Source organism: Burkholderia sp. MSMB1072 (assembly GCF_001524725.1).
GTDB lineage: Bacteria > Pseudomonadota > Gammaproteobacteria > Burkholderiales > Burkholderiaceae > Burkholderia.
The window spans coordinates 229701-252664 of sequence record NZ_LOYC01000009.1; the positions used below are offsets into that span (position 1 = coordinate 229701).

The following is a 22964-nucleotide window of genomic DNA, read 5'->3' on the forward strand; positions in this document are numbered from 1 at the left end:
CGCGCGCATTAACGCCGTTGCGGGGAAACGATAGTTGCAGCCGAAGTAACAATCTGTCGCATCCCGTGGAGGAAAATGGCGGCTCCGCTACAGGTTGCTCACAGGAATGGATACCCTACAAAACATGCGGGTGTTTTCGCGCGTCGTCGAGACGGGCAGCTTCACCGCCGCCGCGCAATCGCTGAATTCGACGACGGGCGCGATGTCGCGCGCGGTGTCGGAGCTCGAGGCGCGCCTGCGCACCCGTCTGATGAATCGCTCGACGCGCCGTCTCGCGCTCACGTCGGCCGGCGAAAGCTATCTGCGGCGCTGCCGCCAGATCCTCGCCGACGTGGACCGCGCAGAAGAGGAGGCGAGCTGCGCGCACGAGCGCCCGGCCGGCGTGCTGCGCATGCACAGCTTCGCGAGCGTCGGTCACCACTACGTCTTGCCCGCGCTGACGCGCTACCACGCGCAATTCCCGGACGTATCGATCGAGCTGTCGCTGTCGCAGCGCATGCCCGACCTGTTCGACGGCACGAGCGACATGGCCGTCGTCACCGCGTCGTCGCTGCCCGATTCGGAACTCGTGTCGCACCTGCTCGGCTCGACGTTCAGCATTCTGTGTGCATCGCCCGATTACGTGAAACGGCACGGCGTGCCGGCCCGCCCGCAGGATCTCGCCGCGCACGCGTGCCTGACGCTGTGTACGCCGGCATTCCCGACGCATGAATGGGTGCTCGAAGGCCCCGAAGGCGTCGAGCATATTCACGTCGCCGGGCCGGTGCAGACCAATACCGCCGAATCGCTCGCACTCGCGATCCGCGACGGCATCGGAATCGGCATGCTGCCGCTGTATTCGGCGATCGACGCGCTGCGCGACGGCACGCTCGTCCGTGTGCTGCCCGCGCATATCCTGCAGAAGATGAACGTGCATGCGCTGTACCCGTCGCGCCGCTTCGTCGATGCGAAGGTGCGGACCTGGGTCGAGATGCTGCGCGCCCAGGTGCCGGCGATGATCGCGCGCGACGTCGAGATGCTGAACGCGATCGACCGCGAACCGCAGGCCGCCTGAACGCAGGCCGCCTGAACGCCGTGCGCGCATCGGCGCGCGGCGGGTCGTTTCACGCCAATGCCGACTACGCGTCGGTTCGCAATGCATGCGCGATGCGAGCGACGCGCGCCGTCACGGCGCGGGCCTGGCCGCCGCGCCCGATTCGGTTGCCGGCTCGCCGGCCGGGCCGTACGCGGCCTGCGTCGCTTTCCGCTCGGCGAGACGCCTCGCCTGCAGTCGCTCCTGCGCCGCGAGGATGTCGTCCGGATAGTTGCCGACTTCGCCGCGCGCCGGGTTGTAGCCGACCGATTCGAGATCGATCAGCTCCTGCAGTACCTGCGCGCGCGTGACGGGCGACTTTGCCTGCTGGGCGAACGACAGGGCCGGTGCGGCAAGCAGGACGGCAGCGGCGGCGGTAACGACGAGCGATTTCACGAGATTCTCCTGGTACGGGGTAGGCGGCCGGCGCCGCGCGCGCCGCGCGGCTTCGACCTTCGACGTCAGTCTACGCAGCGCTGCCACGCGCAAACACCCTGATTCCAGGAGGGCTGCGTTCCAGAAGGAACAACATTGACGGCGTCGCCCGCGGCGATCGAACCCGTGTGCGAACACGGGCGCCGTGCAGACGGGCGCCGTGCACACGGGCGCCGTGCAGAGGGACGACGTCGCGCGACGCCGATCAGAACCGCGTGCGCATGCCGATCGTGCCGACCACCTGGTTCGCCGTGCTCGATGCGCCACCCGACGTATTGATGAACGCCTGATAGCCGCGGCCCGACGCATGCTGGAACATCGCTTCCGCGTACAGGTCGGTGCGGCGCGACAGCTTGTACACGGCCTGCAGATCGACCTGATGCCATTTCGGGTCGGCTCCGTGCTTGCTGTCGGGATTCGACACGCTGGCGTCCGTATAGACATAGGCCGCGCCGACGCTGACGGCAGGCGTGACCGCATAGCGCACGTTCACGTCGTAGTTGTTGAACGCGATCTGGCCGCTGGAGCCGAACGAGCCCGTGTTGTCGTACTGCGAGCGCGTGTAGACGAAGCCGGCGGTCACCGGGCCGAATACATAGCTGGCACCGCCGCCGTAGGTGCGCATGCGGTCCGAGCCGATCGACCAGCCGCCTTGGTTCAAGCTCTTCGCTTCGGCCGAATCGGTCGCGCCGGGGCTCGCGCTCGTCGAGCCCTTCGTGCCGTTCATCTGCAGGTAGGCGCCGGCCAGCTTCAGCGGGCCGTTCGTGTAGCTCGCGGCCACGCTGTATGCGCGGTTCGCGCCGAAGTTCGCCGAGTTGGAGAACGCGTACAGCGCGCCGAGCTTGAAGCCCGCGATCGTGTCGCTCGTGTACTTGATTGCGTTGTTGATGCGCAGCGAATGGTTCAGGTTGTCATTGTCGAACGGATGCGCGAAGCCCGTATCGCCGAAATCGCCCGACGTCGCCGACAACGGCGCGACGAAGTCGACCATCGTGTCGTACTGGCGGCCGAGCGTCAGCGTGCCGTAGCCGGCGCGGCTCAGGCCGACGTACGCGTGGCGGCCGAACAGCTTGCCGTCCTGGCCGAGCCCGCCGTTGTTCGCGTTGAAGCCGTTTTCGAGCACGAACAACGCCTTCAGGCCGCCGCCGAGATCCTCGGCGCCGCGCAGGCCGAAGCGACTGCCGTTGATCGTGCCGGTCGTCATGCGCCATTGCGACGCGCCGTTCACGTTGTTGGTATAGGCGATGCCGGCGTCGATCAGGCCGTACAGCGTGACCGAGCTTTGCGCGTGGGCGAGCGGCGCGAACAGGGCGCCGGCGCATGCGCCGGCGATCAGGTTTTTTTTCATCGTGAAGCTCCTGCGTGTGGGACTGGAAACCAGAGTTCGGCGCAAGTATAGGAATGCGCGGCACGCGCAAGGACGCAGCGGCCGCGAGCGCACCGTTCCTGATCCGGCAAGAGTCGTTCACAAAACCGACACGACGGGGCGCATGCGCGCCGGGCCGGCGGTTCTTGCGTGACGGCCGGCACGTGGCTTCCGTGCGGCGCGGCCCGGCTGTCGTGTCGATGCAACATGCGCGGCACGTGTGCGCGTCGCCGCTTTCCTCCATACTGGTCGTTCGGACCGCACGGCCGCCGACGCAGATCGCGCGGTCGTGTTCACGCATACGACAAGAGGCCTCTCCATGAACCTGTTCAACGTACGCTTGCGCGGCCGCGACGGCCTGTTCACGATCGGCATCGATGCCGGCAGGATCGCGCGCATCGATGCGCAAACCGCGCCGATCGCGTCGACGAACCCGGACCATATCGACGGCGGCGGCCGCCTCGCGATTCCGCCGCTCGTCGAACCGCATATCCACCTCGATGCCGTGCTGACGGCCGGCGAGCCCGCGTGGAACATGAGCGGCACGCTGTTCGAGGGCATCGAGCGCTGGGCCGAGCGCAAGGCGACGATCACGCACGAGGACACGAAGGCGCGCGCGCATGCGGCGATCGGCATGCTGCGCGATCACGGGATCCAGCACGTGCGCACGCACGTCGACGTGACCGATCCGACGCTCGCCGCGCTGAAGGCGATGCTGGAGGTGAAGGACGAGGCGCGCGGGCTGATCGACCTGCAGATCGTCGCGTTCCCGCAGGAGGGCATCGAATCGTTCGACGGCGGCCGCGCGCTGATGGCGCAGGCGATCGAGCTCGGCGCGGACGTCGTCGGCGGGATTCCGCATTTCGAGAACACGCGGGAGCAGGGCGTCAGTTCGATCCGCTTCCTGATGGATCTCGCGGAACGCACGGGCTGCCTCGTCGACGTGCACTGCGACGAGACCGACGATCCGCATTCGCGCTTTCTCGAAGTGCTCGCGGAAGAGGCGCGCATGCGCGGCATGGGCGCACGCGTCACCGCGAGCCACACCACCGCGATGGGTTCGTACGACAACGCGTACTGCTCGAAGCTGTTCCGGCTGCTGAAGCGGGCGGGGCTGAATTTCATCTCGTGCCCGACCGAGAGCATCCATCTGCAGGGGCGCTTCGACACGTTTCCGAAGCGGCGCGGCGTCACGCGCGTCGCGGAGCTCGACCGAGCCGGGCTCAACGTGTGCTTCGGGCAGGATTCGATCAAGGATCCGTGGTATCCGCTCGGCAACGGCAACATCCTGCGCGTGCTCGATGCGGGCCTCCATATCTGCCACATGATGGGTTACCAGGATCTGCAGCGCTGCCTCGACTTCGTGACCGACCATAGCGCGATGGCGATGCACCTCGGCGACGGGTACGGCATCGCGGTCGGGCGTCCGGCGAATCTCGTCGTGCTCGACGCGGACAGCGACTACGAAGCCGTGCGCACGCAGGCGAAGGCCACGCTGTCGATGCGCCACGGGAAGGTCATCATGCGGCGCGAGCCGGAGCGCCTGACCTATCCGGACTGACGCGGCAGGCGGTCATCGCGGGCCGTCGGCGTGTTCATGCATTCGATGCATGAGTTGATTATAAAAATACGTTTGTCTCATGATGAGCGCGGGCCTACGATGCGGTCCTGACGACGGCGTGCACGGTGCGCGCCGTCTTTCCGATCCCGTTCGCCGACCCCATGCGCCTCGATCTTCCGTCCGCTCCTGCTGCTTCGCCGTCGCTCGCCAGCCCATTCGCGCGCATGGCCGTCGTCACGATCCTGACCGGCATCGGCGCGGGTCTCGGCGGCATGCTGCTCGCGTTGCTGCTGCATGCGATCCAGCACGTCGCGTACGGCTACGACGTCGCGCACGCGATCGGGTCCAAGAGCTTCCTCAGCGGTGTGACCGGGGCCGAGCCGCTGCGCCGGCTCGCGGTGCTGGTGGTCTGCGGGATCGTCGCGGGCGGCGGCTGGTGGGCGCTTTACCGATACGGCCGGCCACTCGTCGGCATCCGCCGCGCGGTGCGCGCGGCCGATCCGCGGATGCCGTTCGTCAGCACGACGGTCCATGCGCTGCTGCAGATCGTCACCGTCGCGCTCGGCTCGCCGCTCGGCCGCGAAGTCGCACCGCGCGAGATCGGTGCGCTGCTCGCCGGGCGGTTTGCCCATGCGGCGGGGCTCACGCCCGACGACTGCCGGCTGATGGTCGCGTGTGGCGCCGGCGCGGGGCTCGCGGCCGTCTACAACGTGCCGCTCGGCGGCGCGATCTTCGTGCTCGAGGTGCTGCTCGGCACGTTCGAGTGGCGTGCGCTGGTCGTGGCGATCGTGACGTCCGCGATCGCGGCGATCGTCGCATGGATCGGTCTCGGCAACGAACACCAGTACACGGTGCCGGCGTTCGTGATGAGCACGCCTCTCGTCGCATGGTCGATCGTCTGCGGGCCGCTGTTCGGCGTCGCCGCGTACGGTTTCGTGCGGCTCACCACCCGCGCGCGGGCGAACGCGCCGAAGGACTGGCGGCTGCCGGTGTTCGCGCTGCTCAACTTCGCGGCGGTCGGCGTGCTCGCGACGAGGTTTCCGCAACTGCTCGGCAACGGCAAGGGCCCGGCGTCGCTCAGTTTCGACGGCACGCTGACGATCGGTCTCGCGGCGGCGCTGCTCGTGCTGAAGGTGCTGATCGAGGCCGGCAGCCTGCGGGCCGGCGCGGAAGGCGGGCTGCTGACGCCGGGCCTCGCGAACGGCGCGCTGCTCGGTGTCGTGCTCGGCGGACTATGGAGCATCGTGTGGCCCGGCGCATCGCTCGGCGGATACGCGCTGATCGGTGCGACCGCGTTTCTCGCCGCGTCGATGCAGATGCCGATCACGGCCGTCGTGCTGCTGCTCGAATTCACGCGCGCGAATCACGACAGCCTCGTGCCGATGCTGCTGGCCGTGGCGGGGTCGCTCGTCGCGTACCGGTTCGCGCAGCGGCTGGCGGAGCGGCGGGGGCGCATGGTTGCGACCGCGAGTACGTCGGCGACGGTGGGGCGTTGATATGCATGAGCGGCCTGAAGGTGGACGATCCGCTGAAAATTGACACTCTGTATCCGTTCAAATGCCTGTCGCCGCCGTGGTGCATTCGTGCGCAACGACGAGGCTGCGGCAGTCGGAAGCGCAAGCCACGCGGTACTTCACAGGATCTGCACGAGATCCGCCAATCACATCCGGACAGACGCTTGTCGCGGCAATCTACCGGTGAGTCCGTTGTTTCGCCTTCGCCACTCACGCTAGCCTTTTCTGCTCGTTCAAATTCAAGCTATCAGAGAAAAAATGGCGAGCACGTACAGATACGGCATTCACGAGGGTTTGAGCCGCGAAGCATTGTTCTTCCTGATTCAAGGGCACGTCCATCGCGTCCGTCGTTTCGCGTCGGCTGCTGCCATACGAATTGAAGCACCGGATTTTGCAGACCGTTACCTCATTCAGAAGCCTGATCATGTTGCGCATCAAGTTGACGCAGAATATCGGCGCATTCGTCGGGCGGGCGGTTCCCGGAGTCGGTTGGGCGATCCTGGCGACGGACGTCGCGTTGATCACTTATCGTACGATCGGCGCGTACAACAGCATGGTGAAGCCCGAGGATCGCTTATATGGCTGACACATGGAAACGCCTCGAAGCGTTCATCGCGACTGACGTCGCAAGGCTCCGGATCGATCGCATCGAACTGTCGCGAGACACGAATCTTTATCACGATCTCGACCTCGAACCGAACGACATCGGCAGAATCATTCGGCAATGGGGTGCGACGTTCGGCGTCGATTTGCCCGCGTTCGACCTCCATTATTACTATCCGTCCGCGAAGCTCGGCCTCGGTTCGTTTCTCACGACGGTCGTCAAATCCCCGTTCAGCCCAGAGGCGAGAGAGACGCTGGGGGGGCGGTCACTGACACTCGGAATGATGGAGCAAGCGATGGAGCGCGGGCGTTGGGAGCCTTGATTCGCTGACCCGTCGAGATTCGCGAGACACACGACGAGACGAATATCGCCGCATGAAGCGCCCGCCTGATCCGCAGTCAGGCGGGCGCTTTTGCATGCGCACGTCCTTCATGAATTCCAGTCTGCAGCGATACGCACCATTGGCGTTCGTCACTCGGCTGCCCCGGCTTCGGAGCCGGTCGCGGCCATGTAACGAATTCGATAGCCTGCCGAAGTCGACCGACCCGATTCCCGACAGGGGCATCGACGTAAGCAATACGGTTCTGTGCAAGAATCCGCGCGTTTCCGCGCCTCAACCAACAACGATACGCGCGGATGTCCCTATCAGGAAACGAGGAGCTCAAGTTGATCCAGCGCATTTCCCGCTTCTTCACGCAGGTGGTTCACCGCGTGTTGCCCGACCCGTTGATTTTCGCGATCCTGTTGACGATCGTCACGTTCGCGCTCGCGTTCGGGCTCACACCGAACACGCCCGTGCAACTCACGACGATGTGGGGTTCAGGCTTCTGGAACCTGCTCGCGTTTTCGATGCAGATGGTCATGATCCTCGTGACGGGCCACGCGCTCGCGAGTTCGCCGCCCGTGCGGCGCCTGCTCGTCGCGCTCGCCAGCGCCGCGCGCACGCCGGGGCAGGGCGTGATGCTCGTCGCGTTCGTCGGCGCGCTGGCCTGCGCGATCAACTGGGGCTTCGGCCTCGTGCTCGGCGCGATGCTGGCGCGCGAAGTGGCGCGCCGCGTGGCCGGCAGCGACTACCGGCTGCTCGTCGCATCCGCCTACATGGGCTTCCTGAGCTGGCACGGCGGGCTGTCGGGTTCGGTCCCGCTCGTCGCGGCCACGAAAGGCAATCCGATGGAAAAGACCATCGGCTTGATTCCGGTGTCCGACACGATCTTCACCGGCTACAACGCGTTCATCACGATCGGGTTGATCGTGATGCTGCCGTTTCTCGCGCGGATGATGATGCCGAAGCCGGGCGAGGTCGTCAGCGTCGATCCGGCGTTGCTTGCCGAGCCGCCGAGCGTCGAGCGCAAGCTCGCGCCCGACGCGACGTTCGCGGAACGGATGGAGGAGAGCCGCGTGCTGTCGATCGTCGTCGCGGCGCTGTGCGCGGCGTTCCTCGTGCTGCGTTTCGCGCAGAAGGGCTTCGCGCTCGACATCGACACGGTGAACCTCGCGTTCCTCGCGGCCGGCATCCTGCTGCACCGGACGCCGATGGCCTATGCGCGCGCGGTGGCCGGCGCGGCGCGCGGCGCCTCCGGGATCATGATCCAGTTCCCGTTCTACGCGGGCATCCAGGCGTTGATGGATCACTCCGGGCTCGCGGGCGTGATCACGAAATGGTTCGTCGATATCGCGAACGTCCACACGTTCCCGCTGCTCGCGTTCCTGAGTTCGGCCGTGATCAATTTCGCGGTGCCGTCGGGCGGCGGCCACTGGGTCGTGCAGGGGCCGTTCGTGATGCCGGCCGCGCAGGCGCTCGGCGCCGATCTCGGCAAGGCGGCCATGGCGATCGCGTACGGCGAGGCGTGGACCAACATGGCGCAGCCGTTCTGGGCGCTGCCCGCGCTGGCGATCGCGGGGCTCGGCGTGCGCGACATCATGGGCTATTGCGTGACGACGCTGTTGTTCTCGGGTGTGGTGTTCGTCGCGGGGATGTATCTGTTCTGACGAAGCGAGGCGGGATGCCGGCGGCGACGTGCCCGCATCCCGCCGGCTCGAGTTTCGTCCGCCTTCAGTCGCGCGAGCGCACGTCGGCGCGCTCGTGCCCGTGACGCAACGCGAGGCTCGCACATGCCGCGACGACGAGTGCGGCCGCCAGCAGCGTCAGCCCGTTCTTCGCATTGCCGGTCGCCTGTTCGATCGCGCCGATGACGGTCGGCCCGACGAAGCCGCCGAGCAACCCGCACGTATTCACGAGCCCGAGCCCGCCGGCCAGCGCGCTGCCGGCGAGCCGCGAAGCCGGAAACGTGAACACGATCGACTGCACGACGAAGAACATGGACGCGGCCACGCACACGCAGAGCAGTCCCGCCAACGGCGACGCATGCGCGGCGCCGATCATCCCGGCCGCCATGACCACCAGCCCCGCACACAGCATGCGGCGCGAGTGGTGCGACTCGCGTGCGAAGCGCGGCAGCGTCCCGGCCCCGAGCGCGGCGGCGAGCCAGGGCAGCGACGTCAGCAACCCGACCGCGACCGGCGAGAGGCGCCCAGATGCGCCGATGATGCCGGGCAGGAAGAAGATCACCGTATAGATGGTCAACTGGTGGCAGAAGTACACGAAAATCGCGAGCCAGATCTGCGGATCGCGCAGTGCGGCACCGAACGCGTGGCCGCCGTGCGCGGCGATGCCCGCATCCTGTTCGGCGGCCAGCCTGCGCTCGAGCGCGCGGCCGGTTTCCGGGGCGAGCCACGGCGCGGCGCTCGGCCGATCCGGCAAGCGCGTCCAGACGACGAACGCGAGCAGGATCGCCGGAATGCCTTCGACGACGAACAGCCATTGCCAGCCGTGGAAACCGAGCGTGCCGTCGAGCTCGATCAGCGCGCCGGCCAGCGGCCCGCCGACGATGTTGGCGATGCACACGCCGAGCAGGAAATAGCCGGTGGCGCGTGCACGCTCCTCGCGGCCGAACCAGTACGTCAAATACAACATCACGCCGGGAAACAGGCCGGCTTCGGCCACGCCGAGCAGCAGGCGCATCACGTAGAACGACGTCTCGCCGCCGACGAACGCCATCGCGACCGACAGCGCGCCCCACGTGATCATGATCCGCGTGATCCAGAAGCGCGCGCCGACGCGATGCATGATCAGGTTGCTCGGGATTTCGAAGAGCGCGTAGGTGAGAAAGAACAGCCCCGCGCCGAGCCCATACGCGGCCGATGAAATGCCGAGATCGACCCCCATCGAATGTTTGGCGAACGCGATATTGGTGCGGTCGAGAAAACTGATCACATACGCGGCGATCAGCAGCGGCATGAGTTTGCGGAACAGCAGCCGGTTCAGCGACGCGTTCGCGTCGCCGGCGGCGGACGACAGGGCCTGAGCGTGATGAGTGGACATGCGGACGACTCCGGTAAGGGCGAACCGGCGCGCACGGCAAGCACGGCGCGCCGCGTTCGGCAGATGCCGCTGCGGTGCAGGCAGCGAATGGGCAGACGACGGAGCCGCGCCGGCGGCGCTCGAACGGAGCGGGGCGATGAAGGGCGTCCTGGCGCCGGCCGGCTCGGGCCGGCGCCTCGTCACTGCGCTTGCGGATACGGGTGTTGCGGGCGCGAGCCGGCGCTGAGAAATTCAGAAATTCACCGCGTCGCCGCCCTTGAGTGCGAGCATCGCGCGCGCCTCGGCCGGCGTCGCGATCTCGAGCGACAGGCCTTCGAGCACCTGACGCATTTTCAGGACTTGCGCGGCGCTCGATTCCGCGAGCTTGCCCGGCGCGATCCACAGCGAATCCTCGAGCCCGACGCGTACGTTCGCACCCTGCGCCGCGCCGATCGTCGCGAGCGGAATCTGGTTGCGCCCGGCGCCGAGGATCGACCACACGTAATCGCTGCCGAACAGACGGTCGGCCGTCCGGCGCATGTGCATCAGGTCCTCCGGATGCGCGCCGATCCCGCCGAGCAGGCCGAACACGCTTTGCACGAAGAACGGCGGCTTCGCCAGCCCGCGATCGACGAAGTGCGCGAGGTTGTACAGATGCGAGATGTCGTAGCACTCGAATTCGAAACGCGTGCCGTTCGCGCCGCAACGCGTGAGGATCGTCTCGATGTCGGCGAACGTGTTCTTGAACACGAGATCGCGGCTTTTCTCGAGATGTTCGCGCTCCCACGGATGCTTCAGCTCGCGGAAGCGCTCGAGCATCGGGTACAGCCCGAAATTCATCGAACCCATGTTCAACGACGCGACCTCGGGTTGGAAATGCAGCGCGGGCTGCAGCCGTTCGTCGACCGTCATGTGCGGGCTGCCGCCCGACGTGAGGTTGATCACCGCGTCGGTCTGCGCCTTGATGCGCGGCAGGAATTCGGCGAACACGGCCGGATCCTGCGTCGGTTTGCCGTCGGACGGGTTGCGTGCGTGCAAGTGGAGGATCGCCGCGCCGGCCTGCGCGGCCGCGACCGCGGCCGTTTCGATTTCGTGCGGCGTCACGGGCAGGTACGGCGACATCGACGGCGTGTGGATCGCGCCGGTCGGCGCACAGGTGATGATGACTTTGCGAGCGTTTGCCATGGATGGATTCCTTTCGACGAGCGATGCAGGAGGCGTCAGAGCACTTCGACGTTGCCGCAGACGGAGATCGCCTGCCCGGTGATCCCGTGTCCGCCCGGCGAGCACAGGAACAGCGCGGTCGCGGCGATCTCGGCCGGATCGGTCATGCGCCGCAGCGAGATCTTCTCGAGATAGCGCTTCTCCATCTCGTCGTAGCCGATGCCGAGCTGCTGTGCACGCGCCTCGATCACGCGGCGCATCCGCGGGCCGCGCACGATGCCGGGCTGGATCGCGTTCACGCGGATGCCGAGCGGCCCGAGTTCGATCGCGAGGCTCTTCACGAGGCCGACTACCGCCCATTTGGTGGCCGCATACGGCGTGCGGAACGCGTAGCCGAGCCGGCCGGCAACCGACGACAGCGCAATGATCGCGCCGCCGTGTTTCGATTCGCGCAGCAGCGGCACCGCACGGCGCGCGAACTGGAATTGCGCATTCAGGTTGATCGCGACCGTTTGTTCCCATTGAACGGGGTCGATTTCGTCGATACCGCCGGTCGGGCCGGCGATGCCCGCGTTGTTGACGAGCACGTCGAGGCCGCCGAGCGTGGCCGATATGTCGGCGAACACACGGTCGACCGCCGCCGGATCGGATACGTCGGCCAACGTTGCGCTGATCGCGCTCGTCGCGGCGTGCGGCGGCCGATCGGCGAGCGCCGCGATCGCGGCTTGCGACGCATCGCACACGTGCACGCGCGCGCCGCATTCGGCGAACGCGCGGGCGATTTCGAGACCGATGCCCGACGCGCCGCCGGTCACGAGGACGCGCAGGCCGTCATAGGGTTTCAGCAGGTCGGAAGCTGTCATGCCGGGTTGTCTCCATCGTTGATCTAGTGGGGGTGGCCGGCCGCTCGTGCAAAGGCCGGCCGTGGCAAGCGGCCGCTACGGCTTCGCGTTCGCGGTTCGCGGCGTCTGTTCGGCCCGCAGCGTCTCGGCGAGATCGTGTGCGGCCCCGCCGATGTCTAGCGCGATGCCGGCTCGCACGCCGGCGCCGTCGCGCCGTTCGAGCGCATCGACGATCGCGCGGTGCGCGTCCATCGAGCGCCGCATGTGCGGGATGTCGAGCGCGACCATGTTGAGGAACGGGCCGACGCGCATCCACAGGTTCTCGACGATCGCGAGCGTGTTTTCGCTGGCGCCGTGCGCGTAGATCGCGCTGTGGAACGCAAAATTGCTTTGCAGGTAGGCGCGCGAGCGGCCGGCCTCGACGTGCGCCTGCATCGTCTCGCAGGTCTTGCGCACGGCCGCGATCTGCGTATCGGTCATCCGTGCGCACGCGCGCTCGGCGATGCAGCCTTCGAGCGCGATCCGCACGTCGCGCAGCTCGTCGAGCGTGTCGAGCGTCATCGGCGGGACGACGAGCGCGCGGTTCGGGCCGTCGACCAATGCGCGTTCGGCGCGCAGCCGCGTGAGTGCGGCGCGCACGGGCATCGTCGACGAGCCGACCGCCTCCGCGACGCTGCGCAGGCTCAGCGCCTGGCCAGGCGCGAAGCGGCCGCTCATCAGCGCTTCGCGCAATTGCTGGTAGACCTTGTCGGCCATCGTTTCCTGTTCGATGGCTTTCAGTGCGGGCGGGACGATACGAGGCGGCAAGGCGGGGTTCTCCTGGGTTTGATCTGCGATCTGTGATCACACTGGCGATGGGCGAAGTTTTGTCGATCGGTGCGCAGGAGTCAAGTCGAACGGGATCGGGGAAAACGAGGGGGCGGAGCAGAAGAAGGATCGGCATCTGGAAAGTCGCCATCCTTACAAAAGTTTCAATCGCGCATCATGCCCCCTGATTCGAAGGACTCGAAGGCACTCGGAGCACATGAGCTGTCGCGAGTTTTCGATGCGTTCCTCGAGCCGGATTCATTTCAACAACAAGGAGCCAACAAAGTGAAACGACCATCATTTGCCATTGCGTGGGCGGGCATCCCAGCGAATCTACGACCCGGCAAATTCCGGTGAACGCGTCGCGAAGGTGATAGGTGGATACGTCGAGAAGAACGTCAACAGTCCGAATTCGACAGAGCGATGGAGCAACACATGCGCGGTGAGGATGAGTTATATCCTGAGTGAAGCCGGTATGGTGATGCCGAGAATCCCCGAACAAACGGTGTCGGGCAGAGACAATCGGCAATACTTTTTTCGTGTCAGGGACTTGATCCGTTTTCTCGAGCAACGATGGGGAAAGGCTGAGGGCGTCAAATATCCGCCGGCGAACGGAGGGCCACTTGCCGGTCGACAGGGCGTCATTCTGTTCGAGGTGTCGGGGTGGAGCGATGCACAGGGGCACGCCACGCTGTTCAACGGGCGGACATGTTACGACCATTGTTACTTCAACGAACCGGGCACGCGGTATCGTACCGATCGCGCAAATTTTTGGAGCCTGTCATGAGGGGAGTCCGGATCGCTGCGGCGTTGGCGTGCCTCGCGTTTCAACCTGCGATGGTCGTGGCGAAGGACGCCGGACAGGTGTCGCCCGGGGCCGGTTCACGCACTTACCTCCAGAACTTCAAGGACATGGCGCTCGCGGAGTGTCTGGCTACCGCATACGAGCAGACGCCCGGCGTGAGCAAGGACATCGGCAGCAGTACCCGTGCGTTGCGCGACTGGACCTACTACGACATGGAACGTGCGCCGGACGTCATTCACGCGCTGGTCGCGAAGTATCTGGCTCGCGATTACCGGAATCCGGTTGTCGAATCGGAAGTCGCGGATGTGAAGTTCGACTTCCTGAAGTGCATCGATCTGTATCACGGCAAGGAACTGGACGCCGCGGCGAAGCAACTCGTATCGCGCCCGAATCGTACCTACCGGGCCGAGCATCCGCCAAAGCCGCAGTAGCGATCGAACGCCGTTGCGCGATGCAACGGCGCGCCGCGTGCCGTTTCGCCGACGCTATTCGAGCGTCCGGATCGAATTGCTGATGCAGCGCGCCGCTGACGCGGCACGCCCCCCCCCGGCAAGCGCTCAGTGCTGCGCCGGCGCGTCCGTCAGCGTGCCGAGAAACGCTTCGATATCCTTGATGTCCTGCGCCGTCATCGCGGGCTTGTCGCCGGGCTTGCGATCGAACGGCGCATCGGTCACGTCGACGTTCGCACGATATTTCGGCGGAATGTCGTCGTATTCGTCGACCTTGCCGTCCGCGCCGCGCGAATAAAACTTCTGCGGCGAGATACTGCGCTCGTTGTAGAACGCCATCACCTGGTCGAGCGTGTGGAACACGCCGTTGTGGAAGAACACGTGGCGCGTCGCCGAATTGCGCAGCGTCGGCGTCAGGAACATCCCGCAGTACTGGGTCTGGTCCTTCAGGTCGTCGCGGAACGGCCCGCACACGCCGAGATCGTAGAACGCGGGGTTGCGGTTCTGCGCGAGCGCGCGGTTGCGCGGCGCGCCGAGCGCCTCGTACTGGTAATCGGTAAACATCGGCGGCAGCCCGTCCTTGCCGGGTTTCGACAAATGACAGCCCGCGCAATTCGCCTTGTCCGGATCGTTGAACAGGCGCAGCCCGCGCAGTTCGGCCTGCGTGAGACGCGCGCGGCCCTCGAGCCAGCGATCGTACTTGCTGTCGTACGGATGGAAGGACGGATCTTCGACCTGATAGCGCGCGATCGCGAACATCGCCTCCGACACCGCGAGCTGCGGGCTGTCGAATACGCGCGCGCCGAACAATTGTTCCAGTTGCGCGCGATGCGACGACTGCGCGAGCTTGTGCGCGACGTCGTCGACGCTCGCGTTCGCCATTTCGACCGGATTCAGCAGCGGGCCGAACGCCTGTTGCTGCAGCGTATCGGCGCGGCCGTCCCAGAACAGCCCGCCCTGCGGCACGAGCTGAGGCGCGGCCGACGTGCCGGCCACCTTCTGCGCCTTGACGACACCGGCCGCCGCCGTGGCCTGCTGCGCGACGCTCGGCGCGGCGTCGTTTTCCCCGGCATCGGGGCCGATGCTGAAATTCGGCTGGCGGTACAGATACATCAGCGACGGCGGCGGACGATAGCCCTGCTGCGTCATCGCGAGGCCGCCCGGCTGCACGTCGAGCGCATTCGGCGGGCCGTACGCATGGTCGGGGCTGTGACACGACGCACACGACTGCTTGCCCGACGCCGACAGCGACGGATCGTGGAACAGCGCGCGCCCGAGCTGGGCGACCGCCGACAGCGGCTGCACGGCGGGCCGTTGCAGCACGACCGGATACGGGTTCGCGCCGGTCCAGTCGGCGACCACGGCGCCGATCGCCGCGGGTACCCGCGCGGGAAACGCGATAGCGAACGCGCCATAGCCGATCGCGGCCGTGCCGAGCACGAATGCGGCGCGGCGCAGCAGGCGGGAAGGGGCACGCGGCGCGGGCGTGCCGGCGGCATCGGGAGACGGAAACGCGGGGCGAGCTGTCATGCTGTCGGTCGAAAAACGGGTGTCGCGCAACACGGCGCGTTGAAATGGAAACGGCCGGCGCATCTGCATGCGCCGGCCATGCGGTCAGGCCGCGACGGTCAGATCGACGGTGCGGCGCTCAATACGGTGCCGAGCGTCGGGTCGAGATAGAGCGGCGTCGTGTTCGGCTTCGACGTGAAGTCGAACAGGTTGCGCAGGTCGCCCGCCGTCGCGTCGAACGAGCCGCCGCCGATACGCTGGCCGCCGAGCCAGTTGTCCTCGATGAAGCGCACGACGGACGACTGGTCGAGCATCGTGTGATCGACGTAGTTCTGCTTCGCATACGGCGAGATCACGACCAGCGGAATGCGCACGCCCGGGCCGCAGCGGCCGTTCACGGTCGCGCCGTTCACGCCGGTAGTGCCGCCCGTGCCGCACTTGCCGGCGCCGTTGAGCTGATCGACCGGGTCCGACGACGCGTGCGTGGGCGACGTGTACACGTGGTCGTACCAGCCGTCCGAGTCGTCATAGGTGACGATCACGGCCGTGTTCTGCCAGTCCGGTTGCTGCTGCAGGAAGTTGACGACCTTCGTCACGAACGCCTGCTCGTCGAGCGGATCCGAATAGCCTGCATGCCCGTCCTGCGCGGCCGGCGCCTTCAGGTAGCTGACCGACGGGAAGTTGCCGGCCTTCACTGCGGCGAAGAAGTCGTCCGTGTCGTACTGATGGTTCGCCGGTTCGGGGGTCTTGCCGTCGGTCTCGACGCTCGAACCGATCGCCGCGATCGAGCTCGGGCGCGTGTGCTGCGGGTTCGCGGTCGACGCGTAGTACTGGAACCAGTTGTGGTGCGGAATGTAGTCGGCCGTCGCGGCGTTCACGGCGGTGGCGACCGTGCTGCGCGCGCAGCCCGTCGTGCCGTTGCCGTTCGTCGTCGACAGGTTGAAGCCGCCCATGAAGCCGCCCCACGTGATCTTCGCGGCGTTCAGCAGGTCGCCGATGTTCTTGCCGGTCATCATCGCCTGGTCGGTCGTGCTCGAACACACGTCGAAGCCCGGGTCGACGTCGTTGATCATCGTGAAGCCGCCCTGGCCGTCGTTGATGTAGTACGAGCTGGCGGCGAGCGTCGACGGCTGCTTCGACGTCTTGACGATCTGCATCCCGTTGGTCTGACCCGCCACGACGTTCAGTGCACCCGGCGTCGACGGACCGTAGACCGTCGTGTACGTGTTGTCGCTCATCGCGAAGCGCTGCGCGTAGTTCCACAGCGCGGTCACCGTGTTGCCGTCGAAGTAGCCCATCACCTGGCCCTTCGTGCCGAACGCGCCGGCGCCGCCGGACGAGCCCTTGCCCGTGTATTTCGGGAACAGGTCCGCGAGGCCGTTGTCTTCGGCCTGCTGTTCGGCGGTGTAGGCGTGGTTCTGGTCCGCCGTCGCGGCCTGCGTGCGGTCGAGGCGGAACGGGTTCGCCGCATCGGTGCCGTTGGCCGTGTTCGTGAAGTTCGGGTTCGCGGTGAGCAGCGTGCCCGTCAGGCCGTTCGGCGTCGGCGTGCCGGGTTTCGCGGTGAACGCCGGTTCGCCCGACGGGTTCGTCGCGTTCGGATAGGTGCCGAAGTAGTGGTCGAACGAGATGTTTTCGCCGTAGATCACGACGACGTGCTTGATCGGCGTGGCGGTCTGCAGCGCATCCTGCGACGACACGGCGGGCGTCGGCGTGGAATCGTCGCTGCCGCCGCAGGCGAACAGCGCCAGCGCTGCGGCTGCGCAGGCAGTGACGAGCAAGGCTTGACGGAACATCGGGAAACTCCAGGGTAAGGTCTTCGATGGTGGAGAACGGCCCCGTCGCCGTGTCGGTTCGGCGCGAAGCTCGTGAGGGAGCACGCGCATTGGAACAGCTGCGTATGAAGATATGGGGACGGAGTGTTTTCGCGACGGTTGCGCTGTGGTATCGATTCCATTACGCCGCGGTGCGAGGCGAAAGAGAACGGAAAGGGGGGGCGCCGGCAACCGCCGCGTCACATGGGGTCGCGTGCGGCGCACGCGTTGCAGGGCGGGCGACCGGGGCAGGCAGCCGAATCCTTTACGGCGGGCCGTCGGTCGCTTTTTTGACAATCCGGTGACGCATTCATACGATGAACGCCTGCCGCGCATCGCGCGCCTTCGACCGTCAGGGAGTGTTCAGCGTGCCGATCCCCGTTCTGTTCGCCGTTCTGTGTGCGGCGTTCCTGCACGCGTCATGGAATGCGCTGGTGCGCAGCAGCGGCGACCGGCTGCGTTCGGCCACGGTGCTGCAGATCGCGATCGGGCTGTTCGCGCTGCTGTTCCTGCCGGCTGCCGTGCCGATCGCGCCGGCGAGTTGGCTCTGCGTCGTCGCATCGGCCGTGATCCACGTCGTCTATACGCTGCTGCTCGTTCGTGCGTACGAACACGGCGACCTGAGCGTCGCGTATCCCGTCGCGCGCGGCACGGCGCCGCTGCTCGTCACGCTCGGCGCGGCGGCGTTTGCGGGCGAGCGCCTGAACATCGGCGCGCAATGCGGGCTCGTGCTGATCTGCGCAGGGATCATGGCGATCGGGCTGGAACGCCGGCGCGGCGCGCAACACCGGATGATGCAAGTGCTGCCGACCGCGTTCGCGACCGGCGTGTCGATCGCGGCGTACAGCGTGGTCGACGGGATCGGTGTGCGCGAGAGCGGCAGCACGGTCGGCTATACCGCGTGGATGTTCGTGCTGACGGGCGCGCTGATGGCTGCGTACTACCGGCTGCGGGCGGGGCCGCTGCGGTTGACGCGGGATGTCGGCGAGACGGCGAAGGCCGCATGCGGCGGCGTGTTCGCGGCGCTCGCATACGGCATCGTGATCTGGGCGATGGATCGCGCGCCGATGGGGCCGGTGTCGGCGCTGCGGGAGACGAGCGTGGTGTTCGCGGCGCTGATCGCGCGCGTCTACCTCGGCGAGCGGCTGACGCCGCGCCGGGCGGCCGGTTGCGCGGTGATTGCAGCGGGAGCGTTGCTGATCGGTGCGTTCGAGGCGGCGAGCTGAACGTTTCGGCCGTGCGCGCCGGGCGTGTCAGCCTTCCACCGGCATCGCGCTCGTGCACTTGATCTCGTCGAGGCACACGCTCGAATGCACGCCGCTCACGCCGGGAATGCGCATCAGCGTTTCGAGCAGGAAGCGCGATAGCCCTTTCAGATCGTGCGCGACGACTTTCAGCACATAGTCGATGTCGCCCGTCACCGAGAAACATTCCTGAATCTGCGCGAGATCCGACACGAGTTTCTGGAACTTCGACAAATCGCGGATATGACCGCGTTCCATCGTCACGTGCACGAACGCGGTGACGCCGAAGCCGAGCGTATCGGGGCACAGCCGCGTTTCGTAACGGCGGATCGCGCCAATTTCCTCCAGCCGGCGGTGGCGTCGCAAGGTCTGCGCGGGCGACAGGCCGACGGCCTTCGCCAGATCGAGGTTCGACGCGCGGCCGTTCTCCTGCAACACCGACAGCAAGTGGCGATCGATGCGATCGAGAACCGGTTCAGGCATTTTTGTTTCCTCATCTGTCTCCCGGGTGCAATCTTATCTCATAATGTAGGGTTTGCATGAGCGGGTTACGCAACCCGATTTCGCCGTCGCGACGCTAAACTGACGCCGGATTTTCGTGTGCGGCCGCAGCAATGCGGCGCGGGCGACGAGTCGGCGGCCGATCTGGCCGCACGCCGACGCGAATCGGATGCCGCCACGCGAGGATTGCAGTCCCCCAACTCGGCGGCTCCACGAACGGCCGCCGGCACAGCAAAACAGCGCCCGGCACACCGAGGCGCGCCGCACCGCGTCAGGCGGAGGCGGACAGAGTGGAGAAGACATGGTTTCTGGAAACGAGAGCGACGGCCTGAAGCGCGGGCTGAAGAACCGGCACATCCAGCTGATTGCGCTCGGCGGCGCGCTCGGCACGGGGCTGTTCCTTGGCATCGCGCAGACGATCAAGATGGCCGGCCCGTCCGTGCTGCTCGGCTATGCGGTGGCCGGCATCGTTGCGTTCTTCATCATGCGCCAGCTCGGCGAGATGGTGGTCGACGAGCCCGTCGCGGGGTCGTTCAGCTATTTCGCGAACAAGTACTTCGGCCACTTCACCGGCTTCCTGTCCGGCTGGAATTACTGGGTGCTGTACATCCTCGTCAGCATGGCCGAACTGTCGGCCGTCGGGATCTACGTGCAGTACTGGTGGCCGGGCGTGCCGACCTGGGTGTCGGCGCTCGTGTTCTTCGTCGCGATCAACCTGATCAACCTGACCAGCGTGAAGTCGTACGGCGAGACGGAATTCTGGTTCTCGATCATCAAGGTTGCCGCGATCGTCGGGATGATCGGCTTCGGCGGCTGGCTGCTCGCGAGCGGTCACGCCGGGCCGGAGGCAACCGTCCGGAACCTGTGGCAGCACGGCGGCTTCTTCCCGAACGGCGTGTCGGGCCTCGTGATGTCGATGGCCGCGATCATGTTCTCGTTCGGCGGGCTCGAGCTGGTCGGTATCACCGCGGCCGAGGCCGACGATCCGAAGCGCAGCATCCCGCGCGCGACCAACCAGGTCATCTATCGGATCCTGATTTTCTACATCGGCGCACTGGCCGTGCTGCTGTCGCTGTATCCGTGGGAGAAGGTCGTCAGCGGCGGCAGCCCGTTCGTGCTGATCTTCCACGCGCTGAGCAGCAACCTGGTCGCGAACGTGCTGAACGTCGTCGTGCTGACGGCCGCGCTGTCGGTCTACAACAGCGGCGTGTACTGCAATAGCCGGATGCTGTTCGGCCTCGCGCAGCAGGGCAACGCGCCGAAGGTGCTGTGCTCGGTGAACAAGCGCGGCATCCCGCTCGCGGCGCTCGGCGCGTCGGCGCTCGCGACCGGCGTGTGCGTGCTGGTCAACTACTTCATGCCGGGCAAGGCGTTCGAGGTGCTGATGGGCCTCGTCGTGTCGGCGCTGATCATCAACTGGGCGATGATCAGCCTGATCCACCTGAAGTTCCGCCAGGCCAAGCGTGCTGCGGGAAAGGAGACTTCCTTCCGCAGTCTGGGCTATCCTTTCACGAATTACCTGTGCCTGGCATTCATGGCCGGCATTCTCGTCGTGATGTACCTGACGCCGGATCTCCGCCTGTCGGTGTACCTGATCCCGGTATGGCTCGCGGTGCTCGCGATCGGGTATCGCTTCCGTCAGAAGAATGCGGGCTTTGCGGTGCACGACGGCGCTTCCGCACGCTGACGCAGGCCACGACCGACCCTTCTTCCAAACGAGACCGACTCAAGCCATGTTCGAACACATCGACGCGTACCCGGGCGACCCGATCCTGACGCTCAACGAGAACTTCCAGAAAGATCCGCGCGATCGGAAGGTCAACCTGAGCATCGGCATCTATTTCGACGCCGAAGGCCGGATTCCGGTGATGGGCGCCGTGCGCGAAGCCGAAACCGCGCTGCAGCGCGACAGCGGCCCGAAGCCGTACCTGCCGATGGTCGGCCTGGCCGCGTACCGCGACGCCGTGCAATCGCTGGTGTTCGGCGCCGATCACCCGGCCCGCGCGGCCGGCCGCATCGCGACGCTGCAGACGCTCGGCGGCTCGGGCGCGCTGAAGGTCGGCGCCGATTTCCTGAAGCGCTATTTCCCGGATTCGCAGGTGTGGCTCAGCGATCCGAGCTGGGAAAACCACCGCTTCATCTTCGAGCGCGCCGGCTTCACGGTGAACACGTACCCGTACTACGACGAGGCGACGGGCGGCCTGAAGTTCGACGCGATGCTCGCGGCGATCGACGCGTTGCCGGCGCGCAGCATCGTGCTGTTGCACGCGTGCTGCCATAACCCGACCGGCGTCGATCTCGACGAAGGCCAGTGGGAGAAGCTGATCGACGTGATCGAGGCGCGCGGGCTGCTGCCGTTCGTCGACATGGCGTACCAGGGCTTCGGCGCGGGCCTCGACGCGGACGCGTTCGCGGTGCGCGAGCTGGCCCGCCGCGGCGTGCCGACGCTCGTCGCGAATTCGTTCTCGAAGAATTTCTCGCTGTACGGCGAGCGCGTGGGCGGCCTGAGCGTCGTCTGCGAAGACGCGGCCGCGGCCGACCGCGTGCTCGGCCAACTGGCCGGCGCCGTGCGCTCGAACTACAGTAACCCGCAGACCTACGGCGCGAAGGTCGTCGCGGCCGTGCTCGGCACGCCGGCGCTGCGCAAACAGTGGGAAGAGGAACTGTCGGCGATGTGCCGCCGTATCGCGCGGATGCGCCAGTCGATCCACGACGGCCTGCGCGACCACGTGAGCGGCGAAGCACTCACGCGCTACGTGAAGCAGCGCGGGATGTTCACGTATACGGGCCTGACCGAATCGCAGGTCGACGCGCTGCGCGAGGTGCACGGCGTGTACATCCTGCGCTCGGGCCGGATGTGCGTCGCGGGCCTGAACGACTCGAACGTCGGCATCGTCGCGGACGCGATCGGCAAGGTGCTGAAGAGCGGCGTCTGAACGCGGCGCGGCGGCGCGCCACGCACGATGCGGAACCGGCTGTATCCCGTCGCGGGAGCAGCCGGTTTTTTGTTGAGCGGCCGTCATGTGCGGTGCCCGGCTGACGCGCCGGGCAGACGCGGCGGTACGATCACGGGATCGTATGCAAGACAGGGGAGCAGAGGAGCGACATGGGCATCCGGATCATCCAGCTCGGCACGCCGCGCGCGGCCGGCGAAGGCCTGCGGATCGGCACGGTGCGGCGGCCGCCGCGCGGCGTGCCGAAGGCGGAATTCGCGTCGCGCAACTACTATGATGTATGGTTGCCGACGCTGTCGCCGAGCCCCGAGCTCGTCGCGCAGGCGCAGGCCGCCGAAACCGACGCCGAATGGAAGGCGTTCAAGCGCCACTTCCGCGCGGAGATGGCGCACGGCGATCCGGCGAAGGTGCTGGACCTGCTGGCCGCGCTGTCGGCGACCACCGCGCTCTCGATCGGCTGCTACTGCGACGACGAGCGCCGTTGCCACCGCAGCGTGCTGCGCGAGCTGCTCGCGGAGCGCGGCGCGGCGATCGAGCCCGACGCGGGCTGAAGCGGCGTTGGGCGGCCGCACCGCGATCGTGCGGTGCAGCGAACCGGTTGACGTGGGTCAAGCGCGCGGTCGCGCGCACCACTATGCTCTCGTCATGGAGCCATCGCGACGATGACAGGCCGACAGATGCACATCACTTTCCCGCCCGAGCCGCCGGAATACTGCGCGCGCGACCTGGTCGTCGCGTTTTCCGCGCTGGTCGACGGGCGTTGCGTCCAGTGCGCGGTCACCGCCGAGGCGCTGGAAGACCATTTCGGCGCGCGGTCGCTGCTCGAACGCGATCTGCTGAGCGCATTCGACGCGCACCGGCCGGCCATCGAGGCGATGGCACGACGAATGCTCGAGGAAATCGGCGGCCGGCCGGTGCTGCTGCACAGCGGGCACTTCCGGCTCGAAGGCTGATACCGCAGGAGG

21 protein-coding genes and 1 pseudogene are annotated in these 22964 nt (G+C 66.7%); 13 read left to right on the plus strand and 9 right to left on the minus strand.

Translation table 11 applies throughout. The features are described from left to right. Positions 1–106 precede the first annotated feature (106 nt). On the plus strand, positions 107–1054 hold the full coding sequence (locus tag WS89_RS03080) for a LysR family transcriptional regulator (protein WP_059789453.1): 948 nt from the start codon (positions 107–109) through the stop codon (positions 1052–1054). A 111-nt stretch (positions 1055–1165) separates the two neighbouring features. Here WS89_RS03080 and WS89_RS03085 read toward each other — a convergent pair whose 3' ends face one another. Then, positions 1166–1468: a DUF4148 domain-containing protein gene (locus WS89_RS03085; RefSeq protein ID WP_059505492.1), complete on the minus strand. Its 303-nt coding sequence runs from the start codon at positions 1466–1468 to the stop codon at positions 1166–1168. Between the two features lie 244 nt (positions 1469–1712). After that, positions 1713–2855, minus strand: a complete 1143-nt coding sequence (locus tag WS89_RS03090) for a porin (protein WP_059789454.1) — start codon at positions 2853–2855, stop codon at positions 1713–1715. 337 nt (positions 2856–3192) lie between these two features. Here WS89_RS03090 and codA point away from each other — a divergent pair, with 337 nt between their 5' ends. The 5 genes and pseudogenes from codA to WS89_RS03115 all read left to right on the plus strand — a co-directional run bounded on the left by codA (position 3193) and on the right by WS89_RS03115 (position 8541). Then, positions 3193–4434, plus strand: coding sequence for a cytosine deaminase (gene codA / locus WS89_RS03095; RefSeq protein WP_059789455.1), 1242 nt, complete (start codon positions 3193–3195; stop codon positions 4432–4434). Positions 4435–4595: 161 nt separating this feature from the next. After that, positions 4596–5930, plus strand: coding sequence for a chloride channel protein (locus WS89_RS03100; protein WP_059789456.1), 1335 nt, complete (start codon positions 4596–4598; stop codon positions 5928–5930). Positions 5931–6206: 276 nt separating this feature from the next. After that, positions 6207–6534, plus strand: a pseudogene (locus WS89_RS34895) (STM2901 family protein). Then, positions 6527–6874 carry a DUF1493 family protein gene (locus WS89_RS03110; protein ID WP_059789458.1) on the plus strand — a complete coding sequence of 116 codons (348 nt, stop codon included), beginning with the start codon at positions 6527–6529 and terminating at the stop codon, positions 6872–6874. The pseudogene WS89_RS34895 and the gene WS89_RS03110 overlap by 8 nt, the downstream one beginning before the upstream one ends. 344 nt (positions 6875–7218) lie before the next feature. Further along, positions 7219–8541: a TIGR00366 family protein gene (locus WS89_RS03115; protein ID WP_059789459.1), complete on the plus strand. Its 1323-nt coding sequence runs from the start codon at positions 7219–7221 to the stop codon at positions 8539–8541. A 64-nt stretch (positions 8542–8605) separates the two neighbouring features. On the opposite strand, the gene WS89_RS03120 is transcribed toward WS89_RS03115, so the two are convergent. The 4 genes from WS89_RS03120 to WS89_RS03135 all read right to left on the minus strand — a co-directional run bounded on the left by WS89_RS03120 (position 8606) and on the right by WS89_RS03135 (position 12726). Further along, positions 8606–9934, minus strand: a complete 1329-nt coding sequence (locus WS89_RS03120) for an MFS transporter (protein WP_059789460.1) — start codon at positions 9932–9934, stop codon at positions 8606–8608. Between the two features lie 231 nt (positions 9935–10165). Beyond that, on the minus strand, positions 10166–11098 hold the full coding sequence (locus WS89_RS03125; RefSeq protein ID WP_006482842.1) for a 3-keto-5-aminohexanoate cleavage protein: 933 nt from the start codon (positions 11096–11098) through the stop codon (positions 10166–10168). 35 nt (positions 11099–11133) lie between these two features. Then, a complete protein-coding gene (locus tag WS89_RS03130) occupies positions 11134–11940 on the minus strand; it encodes an SDR family oxidoreductase (protein ID WP_059789461.1) in 807 nt (268 codons plus the stop codon). A 75-nt stretch (positions 11941–12015) separates the two neighbouring features. Further along, on the minus strand, positions 12016–12726 hold the full coding sequence (locus WS89_RS03135) for a GntR family transcriptional regulator (protein ID WP_059789462.1): 711 nt from the start codon (positions 12724–12726) through the stop codon (positions 12016–12018). Positions 12727–13174: 448 nt separating this feature from the next. Between WS89_RS03135 and WS89_RS31660 the strand changes: the two genes are divergently transcribed. Further along, positions 13175–13513 (plus strand): type VI secretion system amidase effector protein Tae4, encoded by a 339-nt coding sequence (locus WS89_RS31660; RefSeq protein WP_257128108.1) that lies wholly within the window; start codon positions 13175–13177, stop codon positions 13511–13513. Next, entirely contained in the window at positions 13510–13962 is a 453-nt protein-coding gene (locus tag WS89_RS03140; protein WP_059789463.1) for a type VI secretion system amidase immunity protein Tai4, read from the plus strand. The genes WS89_RS31660 and WS89_RS03140 overlap by 4 nt, the downstream gene beginning before the upstream one ends. 126 nt (positions 13963–14088) lie before the next feature. On the opposite strand, the gene WS89_RS03145 is transcribed toward WS89_RS03140, so the two are convergent. Next, positions 14089–15510 (minus strand): cytochrome-c peroxidase, encoded by a 1422-nt coding sequence (locus WS89_RS03145; protein WP_059789720.1) that lies wholly within the window; start codon positions 15508–15510, stop codon positions 14089–14091. A gap of 98 nt (positions 15511–15608) precedes the next feature. Continuing rightward, entirely contained in the window at positions 15609–17282 is a 1674-nt protein-coding gene (locus tag WS89_RS03150) for a phospholipase C (RefSeq protein ID WP_059505195.1), read from the minus strand. A gap of 335 nt (positions 17283–17617) precedes the next feature. On the opposite strand from WS89_RS03150, the gene WS89_RS03155 reads away from it, so the two are divergent. After that, positions 17618–18526 carry an EamA family transporter gene (locus WS89_RS03155; protein ID WP_059789464.1) on the plus strand — a complete coding sequence of 303 codons (909 nt, stop codon included), beginning with the start codon at positions 17618–17620 and terminating at the stop codon, positions 18524–18526. Positions 18527–18553: 27 nt separating this feature from the next. Here the strand turns inward: WS89_RS03155 and WS89_RS03160 are convergent, their stop codons facing one another. Continuing rightward, positions 18554–19027, minus strand: a complete 474-nt coding sequence (locus WS89_RS03160) for an Lrp/AsnC family transcriptional regulator (protein ID WP_059505199.1) — start codon at positions 19025–19027, stop codon at positions 18554–18556. A gap of 319 nt (positions 19028–19346) precedes the next feature. Here WS89_RS03160 and WS89_RS03165 point away from each other — a divergent pair, with 319 nt between their 5' ends. The 4 genes from WS89_RS03165 (at position 19347) to WS89_RS03180 (ending at position 22952) form a co-directional block, all read left to right on the plus strand. Continuing rightward, on the plus strand, positions 19347–20732 hold the full coding sequence (locus WS89_RS03165; protein WP_059789465.1) for an amino acid permease: 1386 nt from the start codon (positions 19347–19349) through the stop codon (positions 20730–20732). 46 nt (positions 20733–20778) lie between these two features. After that, positions 20779–21981, plus strand: coding sequence for an amino acid aminotransferase (locus WS89_RS03170; RefSeq protein ID WP_059505203.1), 1203 nt, complete (start codon positions 20779–20781; stop codon positions 21979–21981). A 170-nt stretch (positions 21982–22151) separates the two neighbouring features. Next, complete coding sequence (locus WS89_RS03175) at positions 22152–22550, plus strand: DUF488 domain-containing protein (protein ID WP_059505205.1); 399 nt, start codon at positions 22152–22154, stop codon at positions 22548–22550. Positions 22551–22661: 111 nt separating this feature from the next. After that, on the plus strand, positions 22662–22952 hold the full coding sequence (locus tag WS89_RS03180; RefSeq protein WP_034204866.1) for a DUF1488 domain-containing protein: 291 nt from the start codon (positions 22662–22664) through the stop codon (positions 22950–22952). Positions 22953–22964 lie beyond the last annotated feature (12 nt).

Bases quoted from the DNA above. Each gene is read 5' to 3' on its own strand.
- WS89_RS31660 (WP_257128108.1), top strand. From the start codon at position 13,175: ATGAGTTATATCCTGAGTGAAGCCGGTATGGTGATGCCGAGAATCCCC.
- WS89_RS03175 (WP_059505205.1), top strand. From the start codon at position 22,152: ATGGGCATCCGGATCATCCAGCTCGGCACGCCGCGCGCGGCCGGCGAA.
- WS89_RS03160 (WP_059505199.1), bottom strand. From the start codon at position 19,027: ATGCCTGAACCGGTTCTCGATCGCATCGATCGCCACTTGCTGTCGGTG.
- WS89_RS03180 (WP_034204866.1), top strand. From the start codon at position 22,662: ATGACAGGCCGACAGATGCACATCACTTTCCCGCCCGAGCCGCCGGAA.
- WS89_RS03090 (WP_059789454.1), bottom strand. From the start codon at position 2,855: ATGAAAAAAAACCTGATCGCCGGCGCATGCGCCGGCGCCCTGTTCGCG.
- WS89_RS03170 (WP_059505203.1), top strand. From the start codon at position 20,779: ATGTTCGAACACATCGACGCGTACCCGGGCGACCCGATCCTGACGCTC.
- WS89_RS03125 (WP_006482842.1), bottom strand. From the start codon at position 11,098: ATGGCAAACGCTCGCAAAGTCATCATCACCTGTGCGCCGACCGGCGCG.
- WS89_RS03140 (WP_059789463.1), top strand. From the start codon at position 13,510: ATGAGGGGAGTCCGGATCGCTGCGGCGTTGGCGTGCCTCGCGTTTCAA.
- WS89_RS03080 (WP_059789453.1), top strand. From the start codon at position 107: ATGGATACCCTACAAAACATGCGGGTGTTTTCGCGCGTCGTCGAGACG.
- codA (WP_059789455.1), top strand. From the start codon at position 3,193: ATGAACCTGTTCAACGTACGCTTGCGCGGCCGCGACGGCCTGTTCACG.
- WS89_RS03145 (WP_059789720.1), bottom strand. From the start codon at position 15,510: ATGACAGCTCGCCCCGCGTTTCCGTCTCCCGATGCCGCCGGCACGCCC.
- WS89_RS03165 (WP_059789465.1), top strand. From the start codon at position 19,347: ATGGTTTCTGGAAACGAGAGCGACGGCCTGAAGCGCGGGCTGAAGAAC.
- WS89_RS03155 (WP_059789464.1), top strand. From the start codon at position 17,618: ATGAACGCCTGCCGCGCATCGCGCGCCTTCGACCGTCAGGGAGTGTTC.
- WS89_RS03100 (WP_059789456.1), top strand. From the start codon at position 4,596: ATGCGCCTCGATCTTCCGTCCGCTCCTGCTGCTTCGCCGTCGCTCGCC.
- WS89_RS03150 (WP_059505195.1), bottom strand. From the start codon at position 17,282: ATGTTCCGTCAAGCCTTGCTCGTCACTGCCTGCGCAGCCGCAGCGCTG.
- WS89_RS03110 (WP_059789458.1), top strand. From the start codon at position 6,527: ATGGCTGACACATGGAAACGCCTCGAAGCGTTCATCGCGACTGACGTC.
- WS89_RS03120 (WP_059789460.1), bottom strand. From the start codon at position 9,934: ATGTCCACTCATCACGCTCAGGCCCTGTCGTCCGCCGCCGGCGACGCG.
- WS89_RS03130 (WP_059789461.1), bottom strand. From the start codon at position 11,940: ATGACAGCTTCCGACCTGCTGAAACCCTATGACGGCCTGCGCGTCCTC.